18 protein-coding genes are annotated in these 19260 nt (G+C 65.7%); 14 read left to right on the top strand and 4 right to left on the bottom strand.

The window, feature by feature from the left end; genetic code table 11:
• Positions 1-394 precede the first annotated feature (394 nt).
• From ccrA to GBJ34_RS05505, 4 genes are all read left to right on the top strand, one after another.
• Positions 395-1687, top strand: a complete 1293-nt coding sequence (gene ccrA, locus GBJ34_RS05515) for a crotonyl-CoA carboxylase/reductase (RefSeq protein WP_151718268.1) — start codon at positions 395-397, stop codon at positions 1685-1687.
• A 149-nt stretch (positions 1688-1836) separates the two neighbouring features.
• On the top strand, positions 1837-2013 hold the full coding sequence (locus GBJ34_RS20475) for a hypothetical protein (RefSeq protein ID WP_192931117.1): 177 nt from the start codon (positions 1837-1839) through the stop codon (positions 2011-2013).
• A 67-nt stretch (positions 2014-2080) separates the two neighbouring features.
• Positions 2081-3604 (top strand): ATP-dependent DNA helicase, encoded by a 1524-nt coding sequence (locus GBJ34_RS05510; protein WP_151718267.1) that lies wholly within the window; start codon positions 2081-2083, stop codon positions 3602-3604.
• Between the two features lie 46 nt (positions 3605-3650).
• Entirely contained in the window at positions 3651-3890 is a 240-nt protein-coding gene (locus GBJ34_RS05505; RefSeq protein ID WP_151718266.1) for an Lrp/AsnC family transcriptional regulator, read from the top strand.
• Between the two features lie 53 nt (positions 3891-3943).
• Here the strand turns inward: GBJ34_RS05505 and GBJ34_RS05500 are convergent, their stop codons facing one another.
• The 3 genes from GBJ34_RS05500 to GBJ34_RS05490 all read right to left on the bottom strand — a co-directional run bounded on the left by GBJ34_RS05500 (position 3944) and on the right by GBJ34_RS05490 (position 5758).
• A complete protein-coding gene (locus tag GBJ34_RS05500) occupies positions 3944-4624 on the bottom strand; it encodes a DUF2459 domain-containing protein (protein WP_151718265.1) in 681 nt (226 codons plus the stop codon).
• Between the two features lie 12 nt (positions 4625-4636).
• On the bottom strand, positions 4637-4822 hold the full coding sequence (locus GBJ34_RS05495; protein WP_151718264.1) for a zinc-finger domain-containing protein: 186 nt from the start codon (positions 4820-4822) through the stop codon (positions 4637-4639).
• Between the two features lie 387 nt (positions 4823-5209).
• On the bottom strand, positions 5210-5758 hold the full coding sequence (locus GBJ34_RS05490) for a DUF1285 domain-containing protein (protein ID WP_151718263.1): 549 nt from the start codon (positions 5756-5758) through the stop codon (positions 5210-5212).
• An 85-nt stretch (positions 5759-5843) separates the two neighbouring features.
• On the opposite strand from GBJ34_RS05490, the gene GBJ34_RS05485 reads away from it, so the two are divergent.
• The 4 genes from GBJ34_RS05485 to GBJ34_RS05470 are packed head-to-tail and all read left to right on the top strand — an operon-like array spanning position 5844 to position 12590.
• Positions 5844-6842, top strand: coding sequence for an AAA family ATPase (locus GBJ34_RS05485; RefSeq protein WP_151718262.1), 999 nt, complete (start codon positions 5844-5846; stop codon positions 6840-6842).
• Complete coding sequence (locus tag GBJ34_RS05480) at positions 6839-7723, top strand: DUF58 domain-containing protein (RefSeq protein ID WP_151718261.1); 885 nt, start codon at positions 6839-6841, stop codon at positions 7721-7723. Before GBJ34_RS05485 ends, GBJ34_RS05480 begins: the two co-directional genes overlap by 4 nt.
• Positions 7723-10518: a DUF4159 domain-containing protein gene (locus GBJ34_RS05475; RefSeq protein ID WP_151718260.1), complete on the top strand. Its 2796-nt coding sequence runs from the start codon at positions 7723-7725 to the stop codon at positions 10516-10518. Before GBJ34_RS05480 ends, GBJ34_RS05475 begins: the two co-directional genes overlap by 1 nt.
• On the top strand, positions 10515-12590 hold the full coding sequence (locus tag GBJ34_RS05470; RefSeq protein WP_151718259.1) for a glutamine amidotransferase: 2076 nt from the start codon (positions 10515-10517) through the stop codon (positions 12588-12590). Before GBJ34_RS05475 ends, GBJ34_RS05470 begins: the two co-directional genes overlap by 4 nt.
• Positions 12591-12753: 163 nt before the next feature.
• Here GBJ34_RS05470 and GBJ34_RS05465 read toward each other — a convergent pair whose 3' ends face one another.
• Positions 12754-13467, bottom strand: a complete 714-nt coding sequence (locus GBJ34_RS05465) for a DUF599 domain-containing protein (protein ID WP_226341051.1) — start codon at positions 13465-13467, stop codon at positions 12754-12756.
• Positions 13468-13542: 75 nt separating this feature from the next.
• On the opposite strand from GBJ34_RS05465, the gene GBJ34_RS05460 reads away from it, so the two are divergent.
• From GBJ34_RS05460 to GBJ34_RS05435, 6 genes are all read left to right on the top strand, one after another.
• A complete protein-coding gene (locus tag GBJ34_RS05460; protein WP_151718258.1) occupies positions 13543-15006 on the top strand; it encodes an FAD-linked oxidase C-terminal domain-containing protein in 1464 nt (487 codons plus the stop codon).
• Positions 15007-15064: 58 nt separating this feature from the next.
• On the top strand, positions 15065-16117 hold the full coding sequence (locus GBJ34_RS05455; protein WP_151718257.1) for an FAD-binding protein: 1053 nt from the start codon (positions 15065-15067) through the stop codon (positions 16115-16117).
• On the top strand, positions 16114-16431 hold the full coding sequence (locus GBJ34_RS05450) for a hypothetical protein (RefSeq protein WP_151718256.1): 318 nt from the start codon (positions 16114-16116) through the stop codon (positions 16429-16431). Before GBJ34_RS05455 ends, GBJ34_RS05450 begins: the two co-directional genes overlap by 4 nt.
• A 1-nt stretch (position 16432) precedes the next feature.
• Complete coding sequence (gene glcF / locus GBJ34_RS05445) at positions 16433-17731, top strand: glycolate oxidase subunit GlcF (protein WP_151718255.1); 1299 nt, start codon at positions 16433-16435, stop codon at positions 17729-17731.
• A gap of 61 nt (positions 17732-17792) precedes the next feature.
• Entirely contained in the window at positions 17793-18599 is an 807-nt protein-coding gene (locus GBJ34_RS05440) for a trypsin-like serine peptidase (RefSeq protein WP_404811402.1), read from the top strand.
• Positions 18600-18743: 144 nt separating this feature from the next.
• Positions 18744-19199: an Hsp20 family protein gene (locus GBJ34_RS05435; RefSeq protein WP_151718254.1), complete on the top strand. Its 456-nt coding sequence runs from the start codon at positions 18744-18746 to the stop codon at positions 19197-19199.
• Positions 19200-19260 lie beyond the last annotated feature (61 nt).

Genomic DNA, 19260 nt, shown 5'->3' with positions numbered 1-19260 from the left:
TGAATGGTTGCAGATTCCCAAGGACAGGCCGAGACCGCACCCCGTGCGTTGGTCGATCATTTTCGGGCTGTCCCTTCTGGTGCTGCTGATCCGCTACGGTCGCGACGGGTTCTGACCCGCAGGCCACGCCTCCGCCCTTGCCCTTCATTGCTTCCCGCGCCGGGATTTCCGCAGGCGCGGCTGTCGCGCATTCGCATTCCCTGCGCCCATCATATTGCCTTGCAGCATGGCGCTTGCGGCATTCTGTGGGAAAGCTGCGGATATTCTGCAATGCGGCGGACATAAAATTACAACATGAATGCAAATTTAGTTGCAAAGTTGCGCAGCCGATGTATCCCTACCTCCAGAGAACGCGCCGATTCTGCGGCGCGGCATTCCCGGAAAGGAGCGATCCATGGCACTGGACCAGCAGCCCGCAATTGCGCCGTATGACGCACCCATCAAGGACCTTTACGAGATCGGTGAGATGCCGCCGCTCGGCCATGTTCCGAAGAACATGTATGCTTGGGCGATCCGGCGCGAGCGTCATGGTGAGCCTGAACAGGCCATGCAGATGGAGGTCGTGCCGACATGGGAGCTGGACAGCCACGAGGTGCTGGTGCTCGTGATGGCGGCCGGGGTGAACTATAACGGGGTCTGGGCGGGCCTTGGCGTGCCGATCAGCCCCTTTGACAGCCACAAGCAGCCCTATCACATCGCGGGGTCGGATGCCTCGGGCATCGTCTGGGCGGTGGGCTCGGCGGTGAAGCGCTGGAAGGTCGGCGATGAGGTCGTGGTGCATTGCAACCAGGACGATGGCGACGACGAGGAATGCAATGGCGGCGATCCGATGTTCTCGCCGACGCAGCGGATCTGGGGCTATGAAACCCATGACGGGTCATTCAGCCAGTTCACCCGGGTGCAGGCACAGCAGTTGATGCCGCGCCCCAAGCATCTGACCTGGGAGGAAAGCGCCTGCTACACGCTGACCTTGGCCACGGCCTATCGGATGCTGTTCGGCCATGCGCCGCATGATCTGAAGCCGGGTCAGAATGTGCTGGTCTGGGGCGCGTCCGGCGGCCTCGGCTCCTATGCGATCCAGCTTGCGGCGGCGGCCGGGGCCAATGCGATCGGTGTGATCTCGGATGAGACCAAGCGCGATTTCGTCCTGAGCCTTGGGGCCAAGGGCGTCATCAATCGCAACGAGTTCAAATGCTGGGGCCAACTGCCCAAGGTCAACAGCCCCGAATATAATGAATGGCTGAAAGAGGCCCGCAAGTTCGGCAAGGCGATCTGGGATATTCTGGGCAAGGGTGTCAGTGTCGACATGGTGTTCGAACACCCCGGCGAGGCGACCTTCCCGGTCTCGACCCTTGTCTGCAAGAAGGGCGGTATGGTGGTGATCTGCGCGGGCACCAGCGGCTTCAACTGCACCTTTGACGTGCGCTATATGTGGATGCACCAGAAGCGCCTGCAGGGCAGCCACTTCGCCCATCTGAAACAGGCGGCTGCCGCCAACAAGCTGATGTGCGAACGTCGCCTTGACCCCTGCATGTCCGAGGTCTTCCCCTGGGATCAGATCCCGCAGGCCCATACCTTGATGCTGCGCAACCAGCACAAGCCGGGCAATATGGCGGTGCTGGTGCAATCTCCGCGCACGGGGCTGCGCACCTTTGAAGACGCGCTGGAGGCCGGCCCGAACCGCTGATCGCCGTGTGATGTGGCAGAAAACCGCCCGGGTTCGCCCGGGCGGTTTTGCATTTCCGGGTGCTGGTGACGATGTGTTGACCAATCCGCCGATAGGTTTGGCCTGGGCGGGTTTCGTCTGGCCCGGACATATCGGAAGGTTTCCTTTGCATGGTGGATGACTGGATCTTCAATCTTCTGGCCGATCTGCGGCGATTTGCGCGCGCCAATGGCCTGCCCGCACTGGCTGCGCAGATCGAGGTTACCGAACAGGTCGCGCGGGTGGAACTTGCCGCGCTGCGCGATGGTCCCGGTGGTGGGGCAGGGCAGGGGCTTCGTCCGCGCTGAGCCGGCGCGTCGGGGGCGGGCGCTCCGCCTCTCGCCATTCCCGCGGCCCTCGCCTATGGTGCGCGCGATGCAGAGCCAAGCGCTGACCTTTTCCGACGATCAGGCCGAAGCCTGGGATCGCGTGGCCGACCAGCTGCGCGGCATGGGTGTCGATATCGATGACGGCACATTGGTGCCCGCGGCCGAGGGCAAAAGCACCGTTCTGGCCGTGATGGGCAAGGCGGGATCGGGCAAGACCATGCTGCTTGCCTCGCTTTACAAGGCTTTGCAGGCGGCTGGGGTCGAGATCGTCTCGGGCGATTACGAGGGCAAGAAGGGCCGCGGGCGGCGCACGCTGGCCATTCTGGCCCCCACCAACAAGGCGGCCTCGGTTCTGCGGATGCGCGGCGTGCCCGCGACCACGATCCACCGCATTCTCTATACGCCGGTCTATGATCCGCAATATGAGAAGATCGCCGAATGGCTGACGGGCAATGCCCCGCGCCCCGAGGTGGAGGGGCTCACCGAACTGGCGCTGGATCGGGCCAAGGCGTTTTACGACCAGAACGCCTCGATCCCCGGCGCGCTGGCAGCGGCGGGGTTGCGGGGATCTGATTTCATCCAGGGCTGGAAACGGCGCGAAGAGCCGCTGGATATCGGCTTTATCGATGAAAGCTCCATGCTGGATGATCGGCAGTTCGATGACCTGCGCGAGATCTTTCCGACGCTGGTCCTCTTCGGCGATCCGGCGCAGCTTGCCCCGGTGAACCAGTCCGGCCAGATGGTTTTCGAAAAACTGGGCGCGCCGCTGCAACTGCATCTGTCGCGCATCCACCGGCAGGTCGAGGGCAACCCGATCCTTGATCTGGCCCATGCGCTGGCCGACCCGGATCTGGGGTTTGACCAGTTCGAGAATATGGTGGCCGAGGCCGCGCGCCGCGATGACCGCGTGGTGATGGCCGAACGCGTCGACAGCACGCTGATGGCGCGCAGCCCGGTTCTGGTCTGGCGCAATGCCACGCGGATCCGGCTGATCAACGCCTTCCGCGCCGTGCATGATTGCCCGCCCGACATGCTGTTGCCCGGCGAGCCGCTGATTTGCGACGGGATCGAACTGCCGCTGAAACACCGCAAGAAGCGCATCGACCTGGAGGCGCGGGGGCTCATCAAGGGCGCGCAGGTGATTTATCTTGGCCCGGGCACCCGTCCGGGCTTTGCCAAGCTGCATGTCATCGGATCGGAGGAGCCGCAGCTTTCGGCGGCCTCGATCATCAAGATCGAAAAGCCGGATGAGGAAGAACCCTTCATCCCGCAGGCCGCCACCATGGGCGCGACCTTCCTGCATGGTGCGGCGGTGACCATCCACAAGGCGCAGGGCTCGCAATGGCCCGAGGTGCAGCTTTTTGCCCCCGATCTTTACGCGGCTGCCCGCGCCGGCCGATCCGAGGCCGGGATCGCGCTGTGGAAGCGCCTGGCCTATGTCGCGATCACCCGCGCCGAAAAGCGGCTGCATTGGGTGATCCGCAACCGTCTCGGCCGCCCGCATGAGGTGCTTGGGGTGGATGATCTGAAGATGCAGGGCACGCCGCAGCTGACCCTGACCGGCGATTGATCGCCGCCCCGTCTGCGGGCTATGGTGCCCGCAAAGGAGCCATCCCATGTCGATCTGCGTTTTCGTCCAGTTCCGCTGCACCCCCGGCCAGACCTACAAGGTGGCCGATGCGATCTATGACCGCGAGGTGGTGAGCGAGCTTTACTCCACCTCCGGGGAATATGACCTGATCGCCAAGATCTATATCCCTGAAGATCAGGATGTCGGCCATTACCTGTCGGAACGGCTGTTTGACATTCCCGGCATCGTGCGCACCCTGACCACGATGACATTCAAGGCGTTCTGAGGCCTTTCCCGGCGCGCGACACGGTTCCCACCTGTCTGCGCCTTTCCGGGCCTTCAATGCGCCGCTTTCGGGCCCTGTGCCCAAAGCGACAGGCGCAGGGCCTGCGTGGTCGGCGTCCAAGCCCCCAGTGGCACACCCGCATCGCGCAACGCCGCGCCCACCCAAGTATTGCAGGTGTGCAGGGCGGAAAACCGGCTGCGGGCGCGGTAAAAAGCATAGCTGTCACGGGCCGAATCCAGCGCAGGCCGCGGGCCAAGTTCGTCCCCGATACGGTCCAGCAGGGCGGTAAAGCCTGCCTCTGACAGATGGATCCGCCGCGCATCCGGCAGGGCGTCCAGCGGGAAATCACGCCATGCCTCCAGCCGGATCACCGAACTGTCGCCGATGACCGCACGGGCGACCTCGGGCCAGGGCACATCGGCGAAACTGCCGGCGGTCGCGTAAAAGCCGCGCGCGCCCCAGCCGACCAGCAGCCATTCAGCATCCGGCGCCTGCACCAAGACCCCATCGCTTGCGGCAAAGCCGAAGCGCGCACGGGTCTCGGGCGTCAGGGGCAGGGCGATGTCGTAATGGATTGCGGTGCCGATCAGCCGGATCTCGACTGCTTCAGGGCCGGGGCGCGGCGTCACTGTGCCGGGCAGCAATGCGCCCGCAAAGCCTGCCAGAAACCACAGCAGCGCAATGACAAAGGGCGCGGCCAGCGTCAAAGCCAGCCCGCGCCCAGTAATCCTCATAGTCTGATGGTCTCAGTGATCGTCATGCGCGTGATCGCGGTCGATCACATAGCGCTTGTCGCAATAGCCGCATTCGACAAAGCCGGTGTCATGCGGGATGGTCAGCCAGACGCGCGGATGGCCAAGCGCGCCCTCGCCGCCGTCACAGGCCACTTTCCACGAGGTGACGACCTGGGTTTCCGGGGCTTCGATGGACATGGATGCATTCCTTGCGTGATCTGGCTTTGGCTTGGTTGCGCCTTTGCCGCGTATTTTATGAGGCAAGGCTGGCTTGGGCAAGGCCGAAGGCCAGCTTGTGGATATAGGTCGGGGTGCCAGCCGTGCCATGAAGTGCCGGGTGAGCTGCGTGCGTGACGGCATGATCAGGAAGGTCAGGGCCCGAACGGTTGCCCCGCGGGCAAATCGGGGTGTCAACGGGAATCAGGATGGCAGCAGGGCGGTGCGATGCCCGGAATCCGCAAGGTGGTGATCCCGTTGAGAAGACCGGGCTTAAACCCCGTCAGCATCTGGCCGGGCAGAGAGGGGGGGGAAATTCCCCCGGGGCGTCGTGTCGATTGCAGGCCGGCTTGGGCACAGGATGCGGGATCAGGTCAGTTCCGCCGCCCGGATCACCGGAAAAAACGTGCCCTGCGACTGGATGCCGAACCACTCTTCTCCATTCGCAGTCTCAACCGCCCCGATCTCCATCAGCCGGTAAAAGCTCTTGCGATCCACCCGTGCCTCAAGCCCGCGCCGCACCATGAGATAGGGCGCGCCATCCTGCATTCGCAGCGGATGATCCGGGCCAAGCGCCACCTGATCCTCGACATTGGTGGTGAAGGTGATGGTCTGTGCAGGCCCTTCACCGCTTGCGGTGAAATCCACCGCGATGAAGGGGGCATCCTCCACCGTGATGCCCAGCTTTTCCACCGGGGTCACCAGATAGAACCGCCCCTCTTCCAGTTTCAGGATCGAGGCGAACAGCCGCACCAGTGGCGCGCGCCCGATCGGCGTGCCCTCGTGGAACCAGGTGCCATCGCGCGCGATCCGCATGTCCATCTCGCCGCAATAGGGCGGGTTCCAAAGATGGACGGGCGGCGGCCCCTTCCTGCTTTCGCGCTGCACGGCTTCCAGCATCGGCGTGTTTTCAACCATGTTGCGGCCCTTTCGCTTTTGTCATTTGTGCCCGGCGTCACGATCCGCTCTAATGGGCGATTATAGGGCCTCGAAGGGTAAAGTCATGGCGGAAGAACTGGTGCAGCGGATTGAGGCTTTGGGCGAAAAGCTGTCAGGTGCCAAGGCCTCGATCAACCGCCGCTTCATCGGACAGGAACGCGTGGTGGAGCTGGTTCTGGCCTCCATGCTTTGCGGGGGGCACGCGCTGCTGGTCGGCCTGCCCGGGCTTGGCAAGACGCGTCTGGTCGATACGCTTTCGACCGTGATGGGGCTGAAGGGCAGCCGCATCCAGTTCACCCCCGATCTGATGCCCGCCGATATCCTGGGTTCCGAGGTGTTGGAAACCGCCACCGATGGCAGCCGCGCCTTCCGCTTCATCGAAGGGCCGATCTTCTGCCAGCTTCTGATGGCGGATGAGATCAACCGCGCCAGCCCACGCACCCAATCGGCGCTGCTGCAGGCCATGCAGGAACGCGAGGTGACCATCGCGGGCCAGCATCGCCCGCTGGGCCGCCCCTTCCATGTCCTGGCGACGCAGAACCCGATCGAACAGGAAGGCACCTATCCGCTGCCCGAGGCGCAACTGGACCGCTTCCTTGTGCAGATCGACGTTGAATATCCTGACCGCAAGGCCGAGCGCGAGATCCTGCTGGCCACCACCGGTGCCGAAGAGGCTGCGGCGCATCAGGTCTTTACCGCAGCCGAGCTGCTGGACGCGCAAGAGGTGATCCGCCGGATGCCGGTTGGCGAAACGGTGGTGGAGGCGATCCTTGATCTGGTGCGCGCCTGTCGTCCGGCCGAGGCCGAAGGCGCCGCGCTGGCCGACACGCTGTCCTGGGGGCCGGGGCCACGCGCCGCGCAGGCCTTGATGCTGACTTGCCGCGCGCGGGCGCTGCTGGATGGCCGGCTGGCCCCTTCGGTTGCCGATGTGGCGGCACTGGCGCGTCCGGTCCTGACCCATCGTATGGCGCTGAACTTTGCCGCGCGGGCCCGGGGCGAAAGCCTGGCTGCGGTCATTGACCGGGTGGCTGCGCGCAGCCTGCGGCTTGAGGCTGCGGCGTGAGCAACGCGCCAGATTTGGCCGCCGATCTGCGGGCGCGGGCGGGCACCTTGGGGGCCGCGCTACCGCCTTTGCTTGCGGCGGCGGATCATCTGGCCTCTGCCGTGACGCTGGGCGATCACGGGCGCAGACGGGCAGGCATGGGCGATGAATTCTGGCAATACCGTCAGGCGCATACGGGCGATGCTGCGCGGATGATCGACTGGCGCCGCTCGGCGCGGGGCGATGTGCAATATGTGCGCGAACGCGAATGGCAGGCGGCGCAAAGCGTCTCGCTTTGGGTTGATACCAGCGCCTCGATGCGGTTCAGCGGCGACAAGATGCGCGCGCCGAAGGCAGATCGGGCGCGGCTGCTGGCACTCGCCTTGTCGGTCCTGTTGCTGCGCGGAGGCGAGCGTGTCGGGCTGACCGGAGGGCTGACCCCGCCGCGCTCGGGCCGGGCGCAGGCGGAACGGCTGGCACTGGCGCTGTCCGAGGATGGCACGGCCGATTTCGGCAAACCCGATGCGACCGGCATTCTGCCGCATGGCCGGGTGGTGTTGATCTCGGATTTTCTGGGCGATCTGTCCGGGGTTGAGGCTGCCATGGGGGCCGCCAGCGACCGTGGTGCGCGCGGCGTCATCCTGCAAGTGCTTGACCCGGCAGAAGAAACCTTCCCCTTTGACGGGCGCACCATCTTTGAATCGATGGGCGGCAGCCTGCGGTTCGAGACATTGCGCGCGGGCGATCTGCGGGCGCGCTACCTGGCCCGGCTGGAGGAGCGCCGCGCCCGGCTATCAGACCTTGCCCGTGCCTCGGGCTGGCATCTGTCCAGCCATCATACGGGCGATGCCGCGCAGCCCGCGCTGCTTTGGCTTTATCGTGCGCTGGAGGCCGCGCTCTGATGTGGATGCTTGGTCCCCTTGGCTTTACCACGCCGCTGATCCTGACTGCGCTGATCGGTCTGCCGCTCCTGTGGATCCTGCTGCGGGCGGTGCCGCCCGCGCCGATCCGGCGGCGCTTTCCCGGCGTGGCGCTGCTGCTTGGCCTTAAGGACGCGGATAGCGAGACGGATCGCACGCCGCTTTGGCTGCTGATCCTGCGCGCATTGGCGGTGGCCGCGGCGATTCTGGCCTTTGCCGGGCCGGTGTTGAACCCGGCGCGGCAAGAGGCATCCTCGGACGCGCCTTTGCTGATCGTGATGGATGCAGGTTGGGCCGATGCCCGCGACTGGCCCCGCCGCATCGATCAGGCCAGCCGCGTGGCCGAGGCCGCCGAGCGGGCAGGACGCCCGCTTGCGCTCTTGCGCCTGACCGATATGCCGCAGGCCCCGGTGTTTCAGGCCGCACAGGCGGTGACATCGCGCCTCATCGCGTTGCAGCCGCAACCATGGGCACCGCAAGCACTGGCCGATTGGCAGGCGGCGCTGCCAGAGGGAGATTTTGACAGTTACTGGATTTCCGACGGGATCGACCATGACGGGCGCGCCGCATTGCTGGCCGCCCTGCAGGTGCGTGGCGCGGTGCGGGTGTTTGAGACGCCGCGCCCGGTTCTGGCGTTGAATCCAGTGACCTTTCGTGATGGCGCGGTGCAGATCGCGGCGCAGCGCCTGCCGGCAGGCACCCAGACCGAGATTGAGGTCTCTGCCCGCGGCCTTGACCCTGCCGGGATCGAGCGCGAGCTGACCCGCGCGACGCTGACATTCGCAACCGGGGCCACCTCTGGCGAAACCGCGCTGAACCTGCCGCCCGAATTGCGCAACCGCCTGACGCGGTTCGAGATTGCGGGCAGCCGCACCGCAGGCTCTGTCACGCTCAGCGATGACAGCCTGAAGCGGCGCAAGGTTGCGCTGATTGGCGGTGGCGCGGATCGCGAGGGGCTGATCCTGCTCTCGCCCACGCATTATCTGCGGCAGGCATTGGCCCCCGTGGCAGAGCTGATCGACGGCGCGCTGATCGACGTGCTGCGCGCCAATCCCGATGTCATCGTGCTGACCGATGTGGCGCGGCTGACGCAGGAAGAAAGCAATGGCCTTGTGAAATGGGTCGAGGCGGGCGGGCTTTTGCTGCGTTTTGCCGGGCCGAAACTTGCGGCCTCCGAGGTTGCGCGCAGCGACGAAGACCCGCTTTTGCCGGTGCGATTGCGCGAAGGCGGGCGCAGCCTTGGCGGGGCCATGAGCTGGGGCGACCCGAAGACACTGGCCCCCTTCCCGAAGGACAGCCCGTTCTTCGGGCTGGATGTGCCTGCCGAAGTCGCGATCCGGGCGCAGGTTCTGGCGCAGCCCGATCCGGATTTGTCCGAGCGCAGCATTGCCATGCTGGCCGATGGCACGCCGCTAGTCACCCGCAAGGTGCTGGGGCAGGGGCAGGTCGTGCTGTTTCATGTCACCGCCAATGCGGAATGGTCATCGCTGCCGCTGTCGGGTCTGTTCGTGAACATGCTGGAACGGCTGACCGTCTCCACCCGGCCCGCATTGGCGGATGCCGCCGATCTGCGCGGGCAGGTCTTCACGCCGGAAAAGGTGCTTGATGCCTTTGGCCAATTGCAAGCCCCCCAAGGTCTGCCCGGCATCCGGGGCGAGGATCTGGCGGGCGCCATGCCGGGGCCGGAGCATCCGCCCGGGCTTTATGCAGGGGAAGACCGGCGGGTGGCGCTGAACGTGATCGGACCGGAGACCGTGTTGCGCGCGGCGGTATGGCCGACCTCTGTGCCCGTGGAAGGGATCGAGGGCCCGCGTGAGCAGCCCTTGAAGGGCGCCTTCCTTGCCGGGGCGTTGTTGCTGCTCTCTGCCGATATCCTTGCCGCGCTCTGGCTTTCGGGGCGGCTGGTGGGCCGGATCGCCGCCCTTATCTGCCTTGTGCTTTTGCTGCCTGTCCCGCAGGCGCAGGCGCAGACGATGGCGCCGAATGAGGCGCGGGCCGGGACAGGGGCCGGATCGCAGGGCGGGGCACAGGACGCCTTCGCGCTGGAGGCCACGACGGAATTGCGGCTGGCCTATGTGGTGACCGGCGACAGCCGCACCGATGATCTGTCCCGCGACGGCTTGCGCGGCCTTGGCCAACAGCTTTATGCCCGCACCACGATTGAACCGGCCGAGCCGATGGCGGTGGATATCGAGCGTGATGAACTGGCCTTCTTTCCCTTCCTTTACTGGCCGGTGACGGCGGATCAGCCGCTGCCTTCGGTTGCGGCCTATCAGAAGCTGAACCAGTTCCTGCGCACCGGCGGCATGATCCTGTTCGACACCCGCGATGCCGGGATCGCGGGCGGCACCTCACCCGAGGCGCGGCGCTTGCAACTGATCGCGGCGGCGCTGGATGTGCCGCCGCTGCAGCAGATCTCGGGGGATCATGTGCTGACCCGAACTTTCTATCTGTTGCAGGATTTTCCGGGCCGCCAGAATGGCCCGATCTGGGTCGAGGCCCCGCCCCCCGATGCCGAGGCAGAGGAGGGAATGCCCTTCCGCACCCTCAATGACGGGGTGACGCCGGTGGTGATCGGCGGCAATGACTGGGCCGCCGCCTGGGCGGTGGATGCGCAAGGGATGCCGTCCTATCCGGTCGGGCGTGGTGACGCGGGCGAGCGGCAGCGGGAGATCGCCTATCGCTTTGGCATCAACCTGATCATGCATGTCTTCACCGGCAATTACAAATCCGATCAGGTCCATGTGCCGGCCCTGCTGGAAAGGCTGGGACAATGAGCGGAACCCTGATCCTGAACCCGCTTTTGCCGCTGCCATTGCTGGCGGGCATCGGCGTGCTGGCGCTGGTGCTGGTTGTGGTTGCGCTGTGGCGCGGGCTGGCGGGCTGGCCGTGGCGCGGACTTGCGGCGCTGGTGCTGTTGGCGGCCCTTGCCAACCCGTCCTTGCAGGAAGAGGACCGCAAACCGCTATCCGATATCGTGATCGCGGTGGTCGATGAAACCTCCAGCCAGTCGGTGGGCGATCGCGGCGTACAGGTGCAATCGGCGCTGGCGGCCCTGCGGGCCGAGGTTGCGGCAGAACCCAATGCCGAACTGCGCGAAGTCACGGTGCGCGATGCCCCCGGCGATGCCGGATCGCCGGTGATGGCGACCTTGGCCGAGGCGATCGCCGCCGAACCCCGTGACCGGATCGCGGGCGCGGTGATCCTGTCGGACGGGCAGGCGCATGATACCGCGCTGACACCTGACAGCCCGGCCCCGGTGCATCTGTTGTTGACCGGGCGCGACCGCGACTGGGACCGCCGGTTGATCGTGAAGAACGCGCCCGCCTTCGCCATTCTGGGTGAGCCGGTCATGCTGACCCTGCGGGTCGAGGATCAGGGCGATGTGCCCCCCGGTCTGGCCGGTGTTGCCGATCTGTCCATTGCGGTGGATGGCGCGGAGCCCGAATGGTATTCGGTCCCGGTGGGCGAGGATCTGGAATTGCCGGTCACGCTGTCACATGGCGGCCAGAATGTGCTGCAATTCGAGGTGGCCGAGGCCGAGGGAGAGCTGACCACCCGCAACAACGCCTCTGTCACCGCGATCAACGGGGTGCGCGACCGTCTGCGCGTGTTGCTGGTCTCGGGCGAGCCACATGCAGGCGAGCGGGTCTGGCGCAACCTGCTGAAATCCGACCCTTCGGTCGATCTTGTGCATTTTACCATCCTGCGTCCGCCGGAGAAGCAGGATGGCATCCCGGTCGACGAGCTGTCGTTGATTGCTTTCCCAACGCGCGAACTGTTTGTCGAAAAGATCGACGAATTCGATCTGATCATCTTTGACCGCTACCGCCTGCGCGGCATCCTGCCCACGCAATACCTTGAAAACGTGCGCGATTACGTCTTCAACGGTGGAACGGTTCTGGTGGCGGCAGGGCCGGAATTTGGCACCGCCGACAGCCTCTGGCGCTCACCTCTGGCCGATATCCTGCCGGTCACGACCACCAGTCGGGTGCTGGAAGGCGGCTTCCGCCCGGCGCTGACCGATCTTGGTCAACGCCATCCGGTGACCCAGGGGCTTGAGAAACAGGCACCCGAGGGCGGCTGGGGCCGCTGGTTCCGCCAGATCGAGATCGCGGCGCGCGGGCAAGGCCAGGTGGTGATGCAGGGGCTGGAGGACAAGCCGCTTCTGGTTCTATCGCGTGAGGGCAAGGGGCGGGTGGCGGTGCTGGCCTCGGATCACGCCTGGCTCTGGGGGCGCGGCTATGAGGGCGGCGGGCCGCAACTGGAACTGCTGCGGCGCCTCGCGCATTGGATGCTGAAGGAACCCGATCTGGAAGAGGAGACGCTGTCGGCGATCCCCGAGGATCAGGCCCTGCGCATCACCCGCCGCACCCTGGCCTCGGTCCCGCCAAAGGCGGTCGAGATCACCGCGCCCGATGGCACCGTGACGCAGTTGCAACTGGCCGAGCGCGGCCCTGGCCTTTACAGCGCCACGATTCCCGCGCCGCTGGTCGGGCTTTACCGGCTGAAACAGGACGATCTGGCAACGGTCGTGGCCATGGGCCCGCCCGCGCCGCGTGAATTTGAGACCACCCTTGCAAGCGCCGCCCCCTTGGGCGACTACATCGCCGCGACCGGCGGTGGCACCTTGCGCATCGAGGACGGGCTGCCCGATCTGCGGGCGGTCGGCATTGGCCGCACCGCCGCGGGGCGTGGCTGGATCGGCATCACCCCGCGCGAGGCCTATGTGGCGCAGGATGTTCGCGTGGCGGAGATCCTGCCCGCCTGGGCCTGGCTCTTGATTGCGACCGCGCTGGTGCTGACCGGCTGGCTGCGCGAAGGCCGCATGGGGCAGCGCCGGGCCTGATCGACAGATGGGGGGCTGTCTGCCCCCCACGGAGCCTGCGGCTCCTCCCCCCGAGGATATTTTTGAACAGCTGAATGGGGAGCGATCCCGCTTCATCTGTTCAAAAATATCTTCAGGGGGGCGGGGGGCGACGCACCCCCGCGGGCCGTGGCCAAAACCGCGATCACGCGTCTTCGTGCAGGCGCGCCACGATGGCCGCGCGGCTTTGCGAGGCGAATTCGCGCCGGATCAGCGTGGCGAATGTGACCGTCATGGTCAGCATCAGCATCCACGGCCCCAGCAGCCAGCCAAGCGCGCCAAGCGCGCAATAGACCGAGCGCAGGCCGCGATTGTAATTGCGCGCGGCGGTGATGTTCACCTCGGCGGCCTGGGCAGCCCGGGTGTAGGCGTGAGGGTGGGTCGGGTCATTGGGGACCGAGGCCATCAGCACCGAGCAATAGCCGAACAGCCGGTGTGACCAGACGAATTTCAGGAAGGCATTGATCAGAAAGCCAAGGACCAGCAGGATCTTGGCCTTGATCATCAGGCTTGGATCGCTGTGCAGATCAAAGCTTGAGGCCAGGCCCTGCAGCGGCGTGGTATCGGCCAGAAGGGCAAGCCCGGCACCCAGACCCAGCAGGCAGGAAGACGCATAGAAGGTGATCCCCTGCCGCAGCCCGTCAAGGATGGCGGCATCGAAGATGCGGGGCTGGCGCGTCACCATCTCGCGCATCCAGTCGCGGCGGTAAAGCTCCATGATCCGCGCCACAGAAGGGCGGAACGGCCCCCCGCGCTCGAACGCCCATTGCAGGGCTGCACCCCCCGCCAGCGTGTAGCCGAGCGCGGCGAGATCGGGCAGCGAGAACATGCGAAGCAGGGTGAATGTGTCCATTCCCATGGCATAGCCTGACCAGACCTGCTTGCCAAATGCTGAAATTGGTTATATTGATTTACCAATAGCAAGGAGGTGCCGATGGATATGCCCGTTCCCAGCCCCGAGATCCTGTCGCGCCGGGGGCAAATCCTGGCCGCCTTGCAGGCGGTTCTGCCCTCTGACGCGGTGATCTCGGATCAGGTGGAGCTGCGGGCTTATGAATGCGATGCGCTATCGGCTTATCGCTGCGCGCCTTTGGCCGCGATCCTGCCGCGCAGCACCGCGGAAGTGGCGGCGGCACTGCGGGTCTGTCATGCGGCGGGGGTGCCTGTGGTGCCGCGCGGCGCAGGCACCTCGCTTGCGGGCGGGGCGCTGCCCACGGCGGATAGCGTGATCCTGGGCGTTGCGCGGATGAATGCGGTGCTGGAGGTCAGCTATCCTGACCGCTTCATCCGGGTGCAATCGGGGCGCACCAATCTGAGCGTCTCGGGCGCGGTGGAGGAGGCAGGCTTCTTCTATGCCCCGGATCCGTCCAGCCAGCTGGCCTGTGCGATTGCCGGCAATGTGGCGATGAATTCCGGCGGCGCGCATTGCCTGAAATACGGCGTCACCACCAACAACCTGTTGGGGGTCACCATGGTGCAGATGGATGGCACGGTGGTGGAGGTCGGCGGGCCCTGGATGGATGCGCCTGGGCTTGATCTTCTGGGGGTGATCTGTGGATCCGAGGGCCAGCTGGGCGTGGTGACCGAGGCGACCTTGCGGATCCTGCCCAAACCCGAAGGCGCGCTGCCGGTGCTGATCGGCTTTGAGGCATCAGAGGTGGCCGGGGCCTGCGTCTCGGATATCATCAAGGCGGGCGTCCTGCCGGTCGCGATCGAGTTCATGGACGGCCCCTGCATCAAGGCCTGCGAGGCCTTCGCCAAGGCGGGCTACCCCGATTGCGAGGCGCTGCTGATCGTTGAGGTCGAGGGGGCGGAGGCCGAGATCCGGCATCAGCTTGCGCTGATCACCGAGATTGCCCGCCGCCACAATCCCTGCGCGCTGCGCGAGGCGGCCGATGCCGATCAGGCCAAGCGCATCTGGCTCGGGCGCAAATCTGCCTTTGGGGCCATGGGGCAAATCAATGATTACATGTGCCTCGATGGCACGATCCCGGTCTCCAGCCTGCCTTTGGTGCTGCGCCGCATCGGCGAGTTGAGTCGCCATTACGGGCTGGATGTCGCCAATGTCTTTCACGCGGGCGACGGCAATATGCACCCGCTGATCCTCTATAATGCCAATCAGCCGGGCCAGCAGGCGCTATGCGAGGCCTTCGGGGCCGATATCTTGCGACTTTGCGTCGAGGTCGGCGGTTGTCTGACCGGCGAGCATGGCGTGGGCATCGAAAAGCGCGACTTGATGGAGGTGCAATATGCCGCCGCCGATCTGGAGGCGCAGATGCAGGTGAAGGATGTCTTCGACCCTGGCTGGTTGCTGAACCCGGCCAAGGTGTTTCCGCTGCATGTGACGGCCGGTCGCCGCGAGGGTGGTGCCTCAATGGCCGGGCACCGTGCTGGTTGATGACCCGGGGGCTGTCGGCCCCCGGACCCCCGAGGATATTTTTGAACAGATGAATGTCATGCGACCAGGCACTGAAGTTGAGTTGAGCGAACTGATCCGGGCGGCCTCTGGTCCCGTTGCGGTGCGGGGGGGCGGCACGCGCGGGCGGATGGCGCCGGCTGCGGTGCTGGCGACCGGCGGCTTGGCCGGGATCCGGCTTTACGAGCCGGGCGCGCTGACGATGGTGGCGGGGGCGGGAACTGCGGTCGAGGAGATCGAGGCGGCCTTGGCGGTCGAGGGACAGCGGCTGGCCTTTGAGGTGCCGGATTTGCGGCGGCTTCTGGGGCGGCAAGGGGCATCAACGCTTGGCGGCGTGGTGGCCGAGAATGCCTCTGGCCCGCGCCGGGTATCGGTCGGGGCCTGTCGCGACTTCTGTCTGGGCCTGCGGTTTGTCGATGGCACCGGGCGGGTGATCCGCAATGGCGGGCGCGTGATGAAGAATGTCACCGGCTATGATCTGGTGAAACTGCTGGCGGGCAGCCGGGGGCAGTTGGGCATCATCACCGAGGTGGCGCTGAAGGTGCTGCCGCGCCCGGAGGGGGAGGCCACGCTCTGTCTGCCGGGCTTGAGCGATACGCAGGCGATTGCGGCGCTGTCTGCGGCATTGGGGTCGCCCTATGAGGTGACGGGGGCCGCACATCTGCCGGGGCAGGGCAGTTATCTGCGGATCGAGGGATTTGCGGATTCGGTGCGCTATCGTCTGCGCCGGTTGCAGGATCTGCTCGCACCCTTCGGGGTGGTGGAAGAAGTGCCGTCGCCATGGGCGGCGATCCGCGATGTCATGGCCTTGGCGGATCTGCCGGGCGATCTGTGGCGGCTGCATCTGGTGCCGTCCGAGGCGGCCGAGGTGGTGGCGCGGATCGGGGCCAGGGCCGTGGTCTATGACTGGGGCGGGGCGCTGGCCTGGCTGCGCGTGGCACCAGGAACCGATGTGCGGTCCCTTGCCGGGGCATATCGGGGCCATGCGCGCTGTCTGATCGGCGATGCGCCAGAGGCACCGGAGGCCCCGGCCCTTGCCGCCCTGACCGCAGGCTTGCGGCACCAATTCGACCCGAAGGGGATCTTTGCATGAACTGGCATTTCCTCGCGGTCTTCGCCGGTATTCCCTATGCGCTGTATCTTGGGCTTGTCGTCTTGCCGCGCGGGCGGGTGTTCCGCATCAGCTTTGGCCTGACCGCCGCGCTGCTGATCGGAATCTGGTGGTGGTTCGACGCGCAGGGCGACCCATGGGGTCAGGTTCTGACGGTGTTCGCCGCCGTCATGGCCCTGCTTGCAGCGCTGGCGCAGGTGTCGCGGCCCTATCTGCCCGGATGGGCCTATGTCGCGCTGGTGCTGGCCCTGCTGGCCGGGGCTTCAATGGCTATTCTCTACATGGTGGGCCGCTAGGATGCAGACCTTCTTCACCCCCGATCAGTTGCAGGACCCCGGGACCGCACGCGCCAACCAGATCCTGCGATCCTGCGTGCATTGCGGCTTTTGCACAGCAACCTGCCCGACCTATCAGGTGCTGGGAGACGAGTTGGACAGCCCGCGTGGGCGGATCTATCTCATCAAGGATATGCTGGAAAGCGGTCGCGCCGCCGATGAGAAGACGGTCAAGCATATTGACCGCTGCCTGAGTTGCCTGAGTTGCATGAGCACCTGCCCCTCGGGCGTGCATTACATGCATCTGATCGACCATGCCCGCGCCCATGTCGAGGCGACCTACAAGCGGCCCTGGCAGGACCGCGCGTTGCGATGGGTGCTGGCCAAGGTGATCCCGCATCCGATGCGGTTCCGGCTTGCGCTTGCGGGCGCGCGGCTGGCGCGGCCCATGGCCCGGCTGCTGCCGGATGCGCGGCTGCGGGCGATGATCGCCATGGCCCCGCGCGAGATCCCGCCCGTCAGCCGCAATGACGATCCGCAGGTCTTTCCGGCGCAGGGGGTGCGCCGGGTGCGGGTGGCGCTGCTGACCGGCTGCGCGCAAAAGGCGCTGAACACCGATATCAACGATGCGACGATCCGCCTGTTGCGTCGCCTTGGCTGCGAGGTGGTGGTGGCCCGCGGCATGGGGTGCTGTGGTGCTCTGACCCATCACATGGGGCGGGTTGACGAAAGCCATGCCCAGGCCGGGGCCAATATCGCGGCCTGGATGGCGGAAAAGCGGGCAGACGGGCTTGATGCCATCGTCATCAACACTTCGGGCTGCGGCACCACGGTGAAGGATTACGGCCATATGTTCCGGGGTGACCCGAAGGCGGCCGACGCGGCCGAGGTGGCGGGGCTTGCGGTGGATATATCCGAGCTGGTGCAACGGCTTGGCCTGCCCGAAGGCGCATCGAAAGGGCTGCGCGTCGCCTATCACGCGGCCTGTTCGCTGCAACATGGCCAGCAGGTGAAATCGGCACCCAAGGATTTGCTGAAACGCGCAGGCTTTGAGGTGGTGGAGCCCGCCGACCCGCATCTGTGCTGTGGATCGGCGGGCACCTACAACCTGCTTCAGCCGGAGATCTCGGGCGAGTTGAAGCGCCGCAAGGTTGCCACGCTGGAGGCCAAGGCCCCGCAACTGATTGCCGCAGGCAATATCGGCTGCATGATGCAGATCGGATCGGGCACCCAGGTGCCGGTGGTGCATACGGTCGAATTGCTCGATTGGGCCACAGGCGGGCCGAAACCGCGCGCGCTGGTGGCGGCAGGGCTTGCGTGAGGCCGGAATTTGCCACATTCCTGCCGAACCGGCTTGTTAGGTCGCGGGAATGATGCGCAGGTTGCCCCTTCTTTTCGGTCTTGCCCTTGTCGCCCTTTTGGGCGGCGTTGCGGGGCTGCGGGCCGATGATGCAGGGCTGAAAAGTCTTGAAACCTCGGATATGGGACGCGGCTGGGATGCGGTCGGGCGGCTGAACCTTGGCACCAAGGGCTTTTGCACCGGGGCTTTGATCGCGCCCGATCTGGTGCTGACCGCCGGGCATTGCCTGTTTGACCGCGAAACCGGTGCCCGGATAGATCCGGCGCAGATCGAGTTTCTGGCGGGTTGGCGCAATGGTCGGGCGGTGGCCTATCGCGGGGTGCGCCGGGCGCTGGCCCATCCCGATTATGTCTATGGCGGCGGCGACAGCATCGCGCGCGTCCCCAATGATGTGGCGCTCTTGCAGTTGGATCAGGCGATCCGCCTGCCTTCGGTCACGCCCTTTGCCACGGCCAATCAGCCACAGCGCGGCGATCAGGTGGGCATCGTGTCCTATGCCCGGGATCGGTCCGAGGCACCATCGCTGCAAGAGGTCTGCGAGGTGCTGGCGCAGCGCGATGATATGTTGATGCTGACCTGCGATGTCGATTTCGGATCCTCGGGCGCGCCGGTCTTTGCGCTGGCAGGGGGCGTCGCGCGCGTCGTCTCGGTCGTCTCTGCCAAGGCCGAGGTCGAGGGGCGCAAGGTCGCCCTTGGCACTGCGCTGGAAGGGCCGCTTGCCGATCTGAAGGCGGAGCTGCTCCGCGCCGAAGGGGCCCCGCGCCCCGGCAAGCCGCGCGTGTTGCGCGGTGGCTCGGGCAGCGCGAAATTCGTGCGTCCGGGCGAATAATCCCCGACCCGTCCTGCCCCCTTGAAAGCGGGCTTTTGCCATCCCAGATGAAGGTGACCGGGTGCCATGACGGGCCCGGGACAATCCAGACGGCCTGCCCGGCAGACGGGGGGCCGCCATCTGCATCGCTCAAAGAGGATGACCATGCGCAATTTTGATCTTGCCCCGCTCTATCGTGCCACCGTTGGCTTTGACCGCATCGCCGATCTGATGGACCGCGTGCTGGCAAGCGATGTCGCCCAGCCGACCTATCCGCCCTATAATATCGAAAAGACCGATGAGAACGCCTATCGTATCTCGATCGCGGTCGCGGGCTTCACCCCTGAAGAGCTGAACGTGGAGGTGAAGGACGGCGCGCTGTTCGTGACCGCCCGCAAGGCCCCCGAAGAAGCCGAACGCAGCTATCTGCATCGCGGCATCGCCACCCGCGCCTTCGAGCGCCGCTTTGCCCTTGCCGATCATGTCCGCGTGACGGGGGCCAGCCATGAGAATGGGATGCTTCATATCGATCTGGTCCGCGAAACGCCCGAGGCGCTGAAACCCCGTCGGATCGAGATCGGCCGTGCCGGCAGCGAAGTGGTGGATGCCAAGGTGAACTGATCGCGGCTGATAGGCTGTGACGCAAAGGTCCGGGATGATCTCCCGGGCCTTTGTTGTTTTC

This window comes from Gemmobacter serpentinus (assembly GCF_008973825.1).
GTDB classification, from domain to species: Bacteria; Pseudomonadota; Alphaproteobacteria; order Rhodobacterales; family Rhodobacteraceae; genus Gemmobacter; species Gemmobacter serpentinus.
This window is presented reverse-complemented; position numbering and strand designations above follow the sequence as displayed.

Excerpts from the sequence above, each read along its gene's own strand:
- ccrA (WP_151718268.1), top strand. The coding sequence starts at position 395 with ATGGCACTGGACCAGCAGCCCGCAATTGCGCCGTATGACGCACCCATC.
- GBJ34_RS20475 (WP_192931117.1), top strand. The coding sequence starts at position 1,837 with ATGGTGGATGACTGGATCTTCAATCTTCTGGCCGATCTGCGGCGATTT.
- GBJ34_RS05510 (WP_151718267.1), top strand. The coding sequence starts at position 2,081 with ATGCAGAGCCAAGCGCTGACCTTTTCCGACGATCAGGCCGAAGCCTGG.
- GBJ34_RS05505 (WP_151718266.1), top strand. The coding sequence starts at position 3,651 with ATGTCGATCTGCGTTTTCGTCCAGTTCCGCTGCACCCCCGGCCAGACC.
- GBJ34_RS05500 (WP_151718265.1), bottom strand. The coding sequence starts at position 4,624 with ATGAGGATTACTGGGCGCGGGCTGGCTTTGACGCTGGCCGCGCCCTTT.
- GBJ34_RS05495 (WP_151718264.1), bottom strand. The coding sequence starts at position 4,822 with ATGTCCATCGAAGCCCCGGAAACCCAGGTCGTCACCTCGTGGAAAGTG.
- GBJ34_RS05490 (WP_151718263.1), bottom strand. The coding sequence starts at position 5,758 with ATGGTTGAAAACACGCCGATGCTGGAAGCCGTGCAGCGCGAAAGCAGG.
- GBJ34_RS05485 (WP_151718262.1), top strand. The coding sequence starts at position 5,844 with ATGGCGGAAGAACTGGTGCAGCGGATTGAGGCTTTGGGCGAAAAGCTG.
- GBJ34_RS05475 (WP_151718260.1), top strand. The coding sequence starts at position 7,723 with ATGTGGATGCTTGGTCCCCTTGGCTTTACCACGCCGCTGATCCTGACT.
- GBJ34_RS05470 (WP_151718259.1), top strand. The coding sequence starts at position 10,515 with ATGAGCGGAACCCTGATCCTGAACCCGCTTTTGCCGCTGCCATTGCTG.
- GBJ34_RS05465 (WP_226341051.1), bottom strand. The coding sequence starts at position 13,467 with ATGGGAATGGACACATTCACCCTGCTTCGCATGTTCTCGCTGCCCGAT.
- GBJ34_RS05460 (WP_151718258.1), top strand. The coding sequence starts at position 13,543 with ATGGATATGCCCGTTCCCAGCCCCGAGATCCTGTCGCGCCGGGGGCAA.
- GBJ34_RS05455 (WP_151718257.1), top strand. The coding sequence starts at position 15,065 with ATGCGACCAGGCACTGAAGTTGAGTTGAGCGAACTGATCCGGGCGGCC.
- GBJ34_RS05450 (WP_151718256.1), top strand. The coding sequence starts at position 16,114 with ATGAACTGGCATTTCCTCGCGGTCTTCGCCGGTATTCCCTATGCGCTG.
- glcF (WP_151718255.1), top strand. The coding sequence starts at position 16,433 with ATGCAGACCTTCTTCACCCCCGATCAGTTGCAGGACCCCGGGACCGCA.
- GBJ34_RS05435 (WP_151718254.1), top strand. The coding sequence starts at position 18,744 with ATGCGCAATTTTGATCTTGCCCCGCTCTATCGTGCCACCGTTGGCTTT.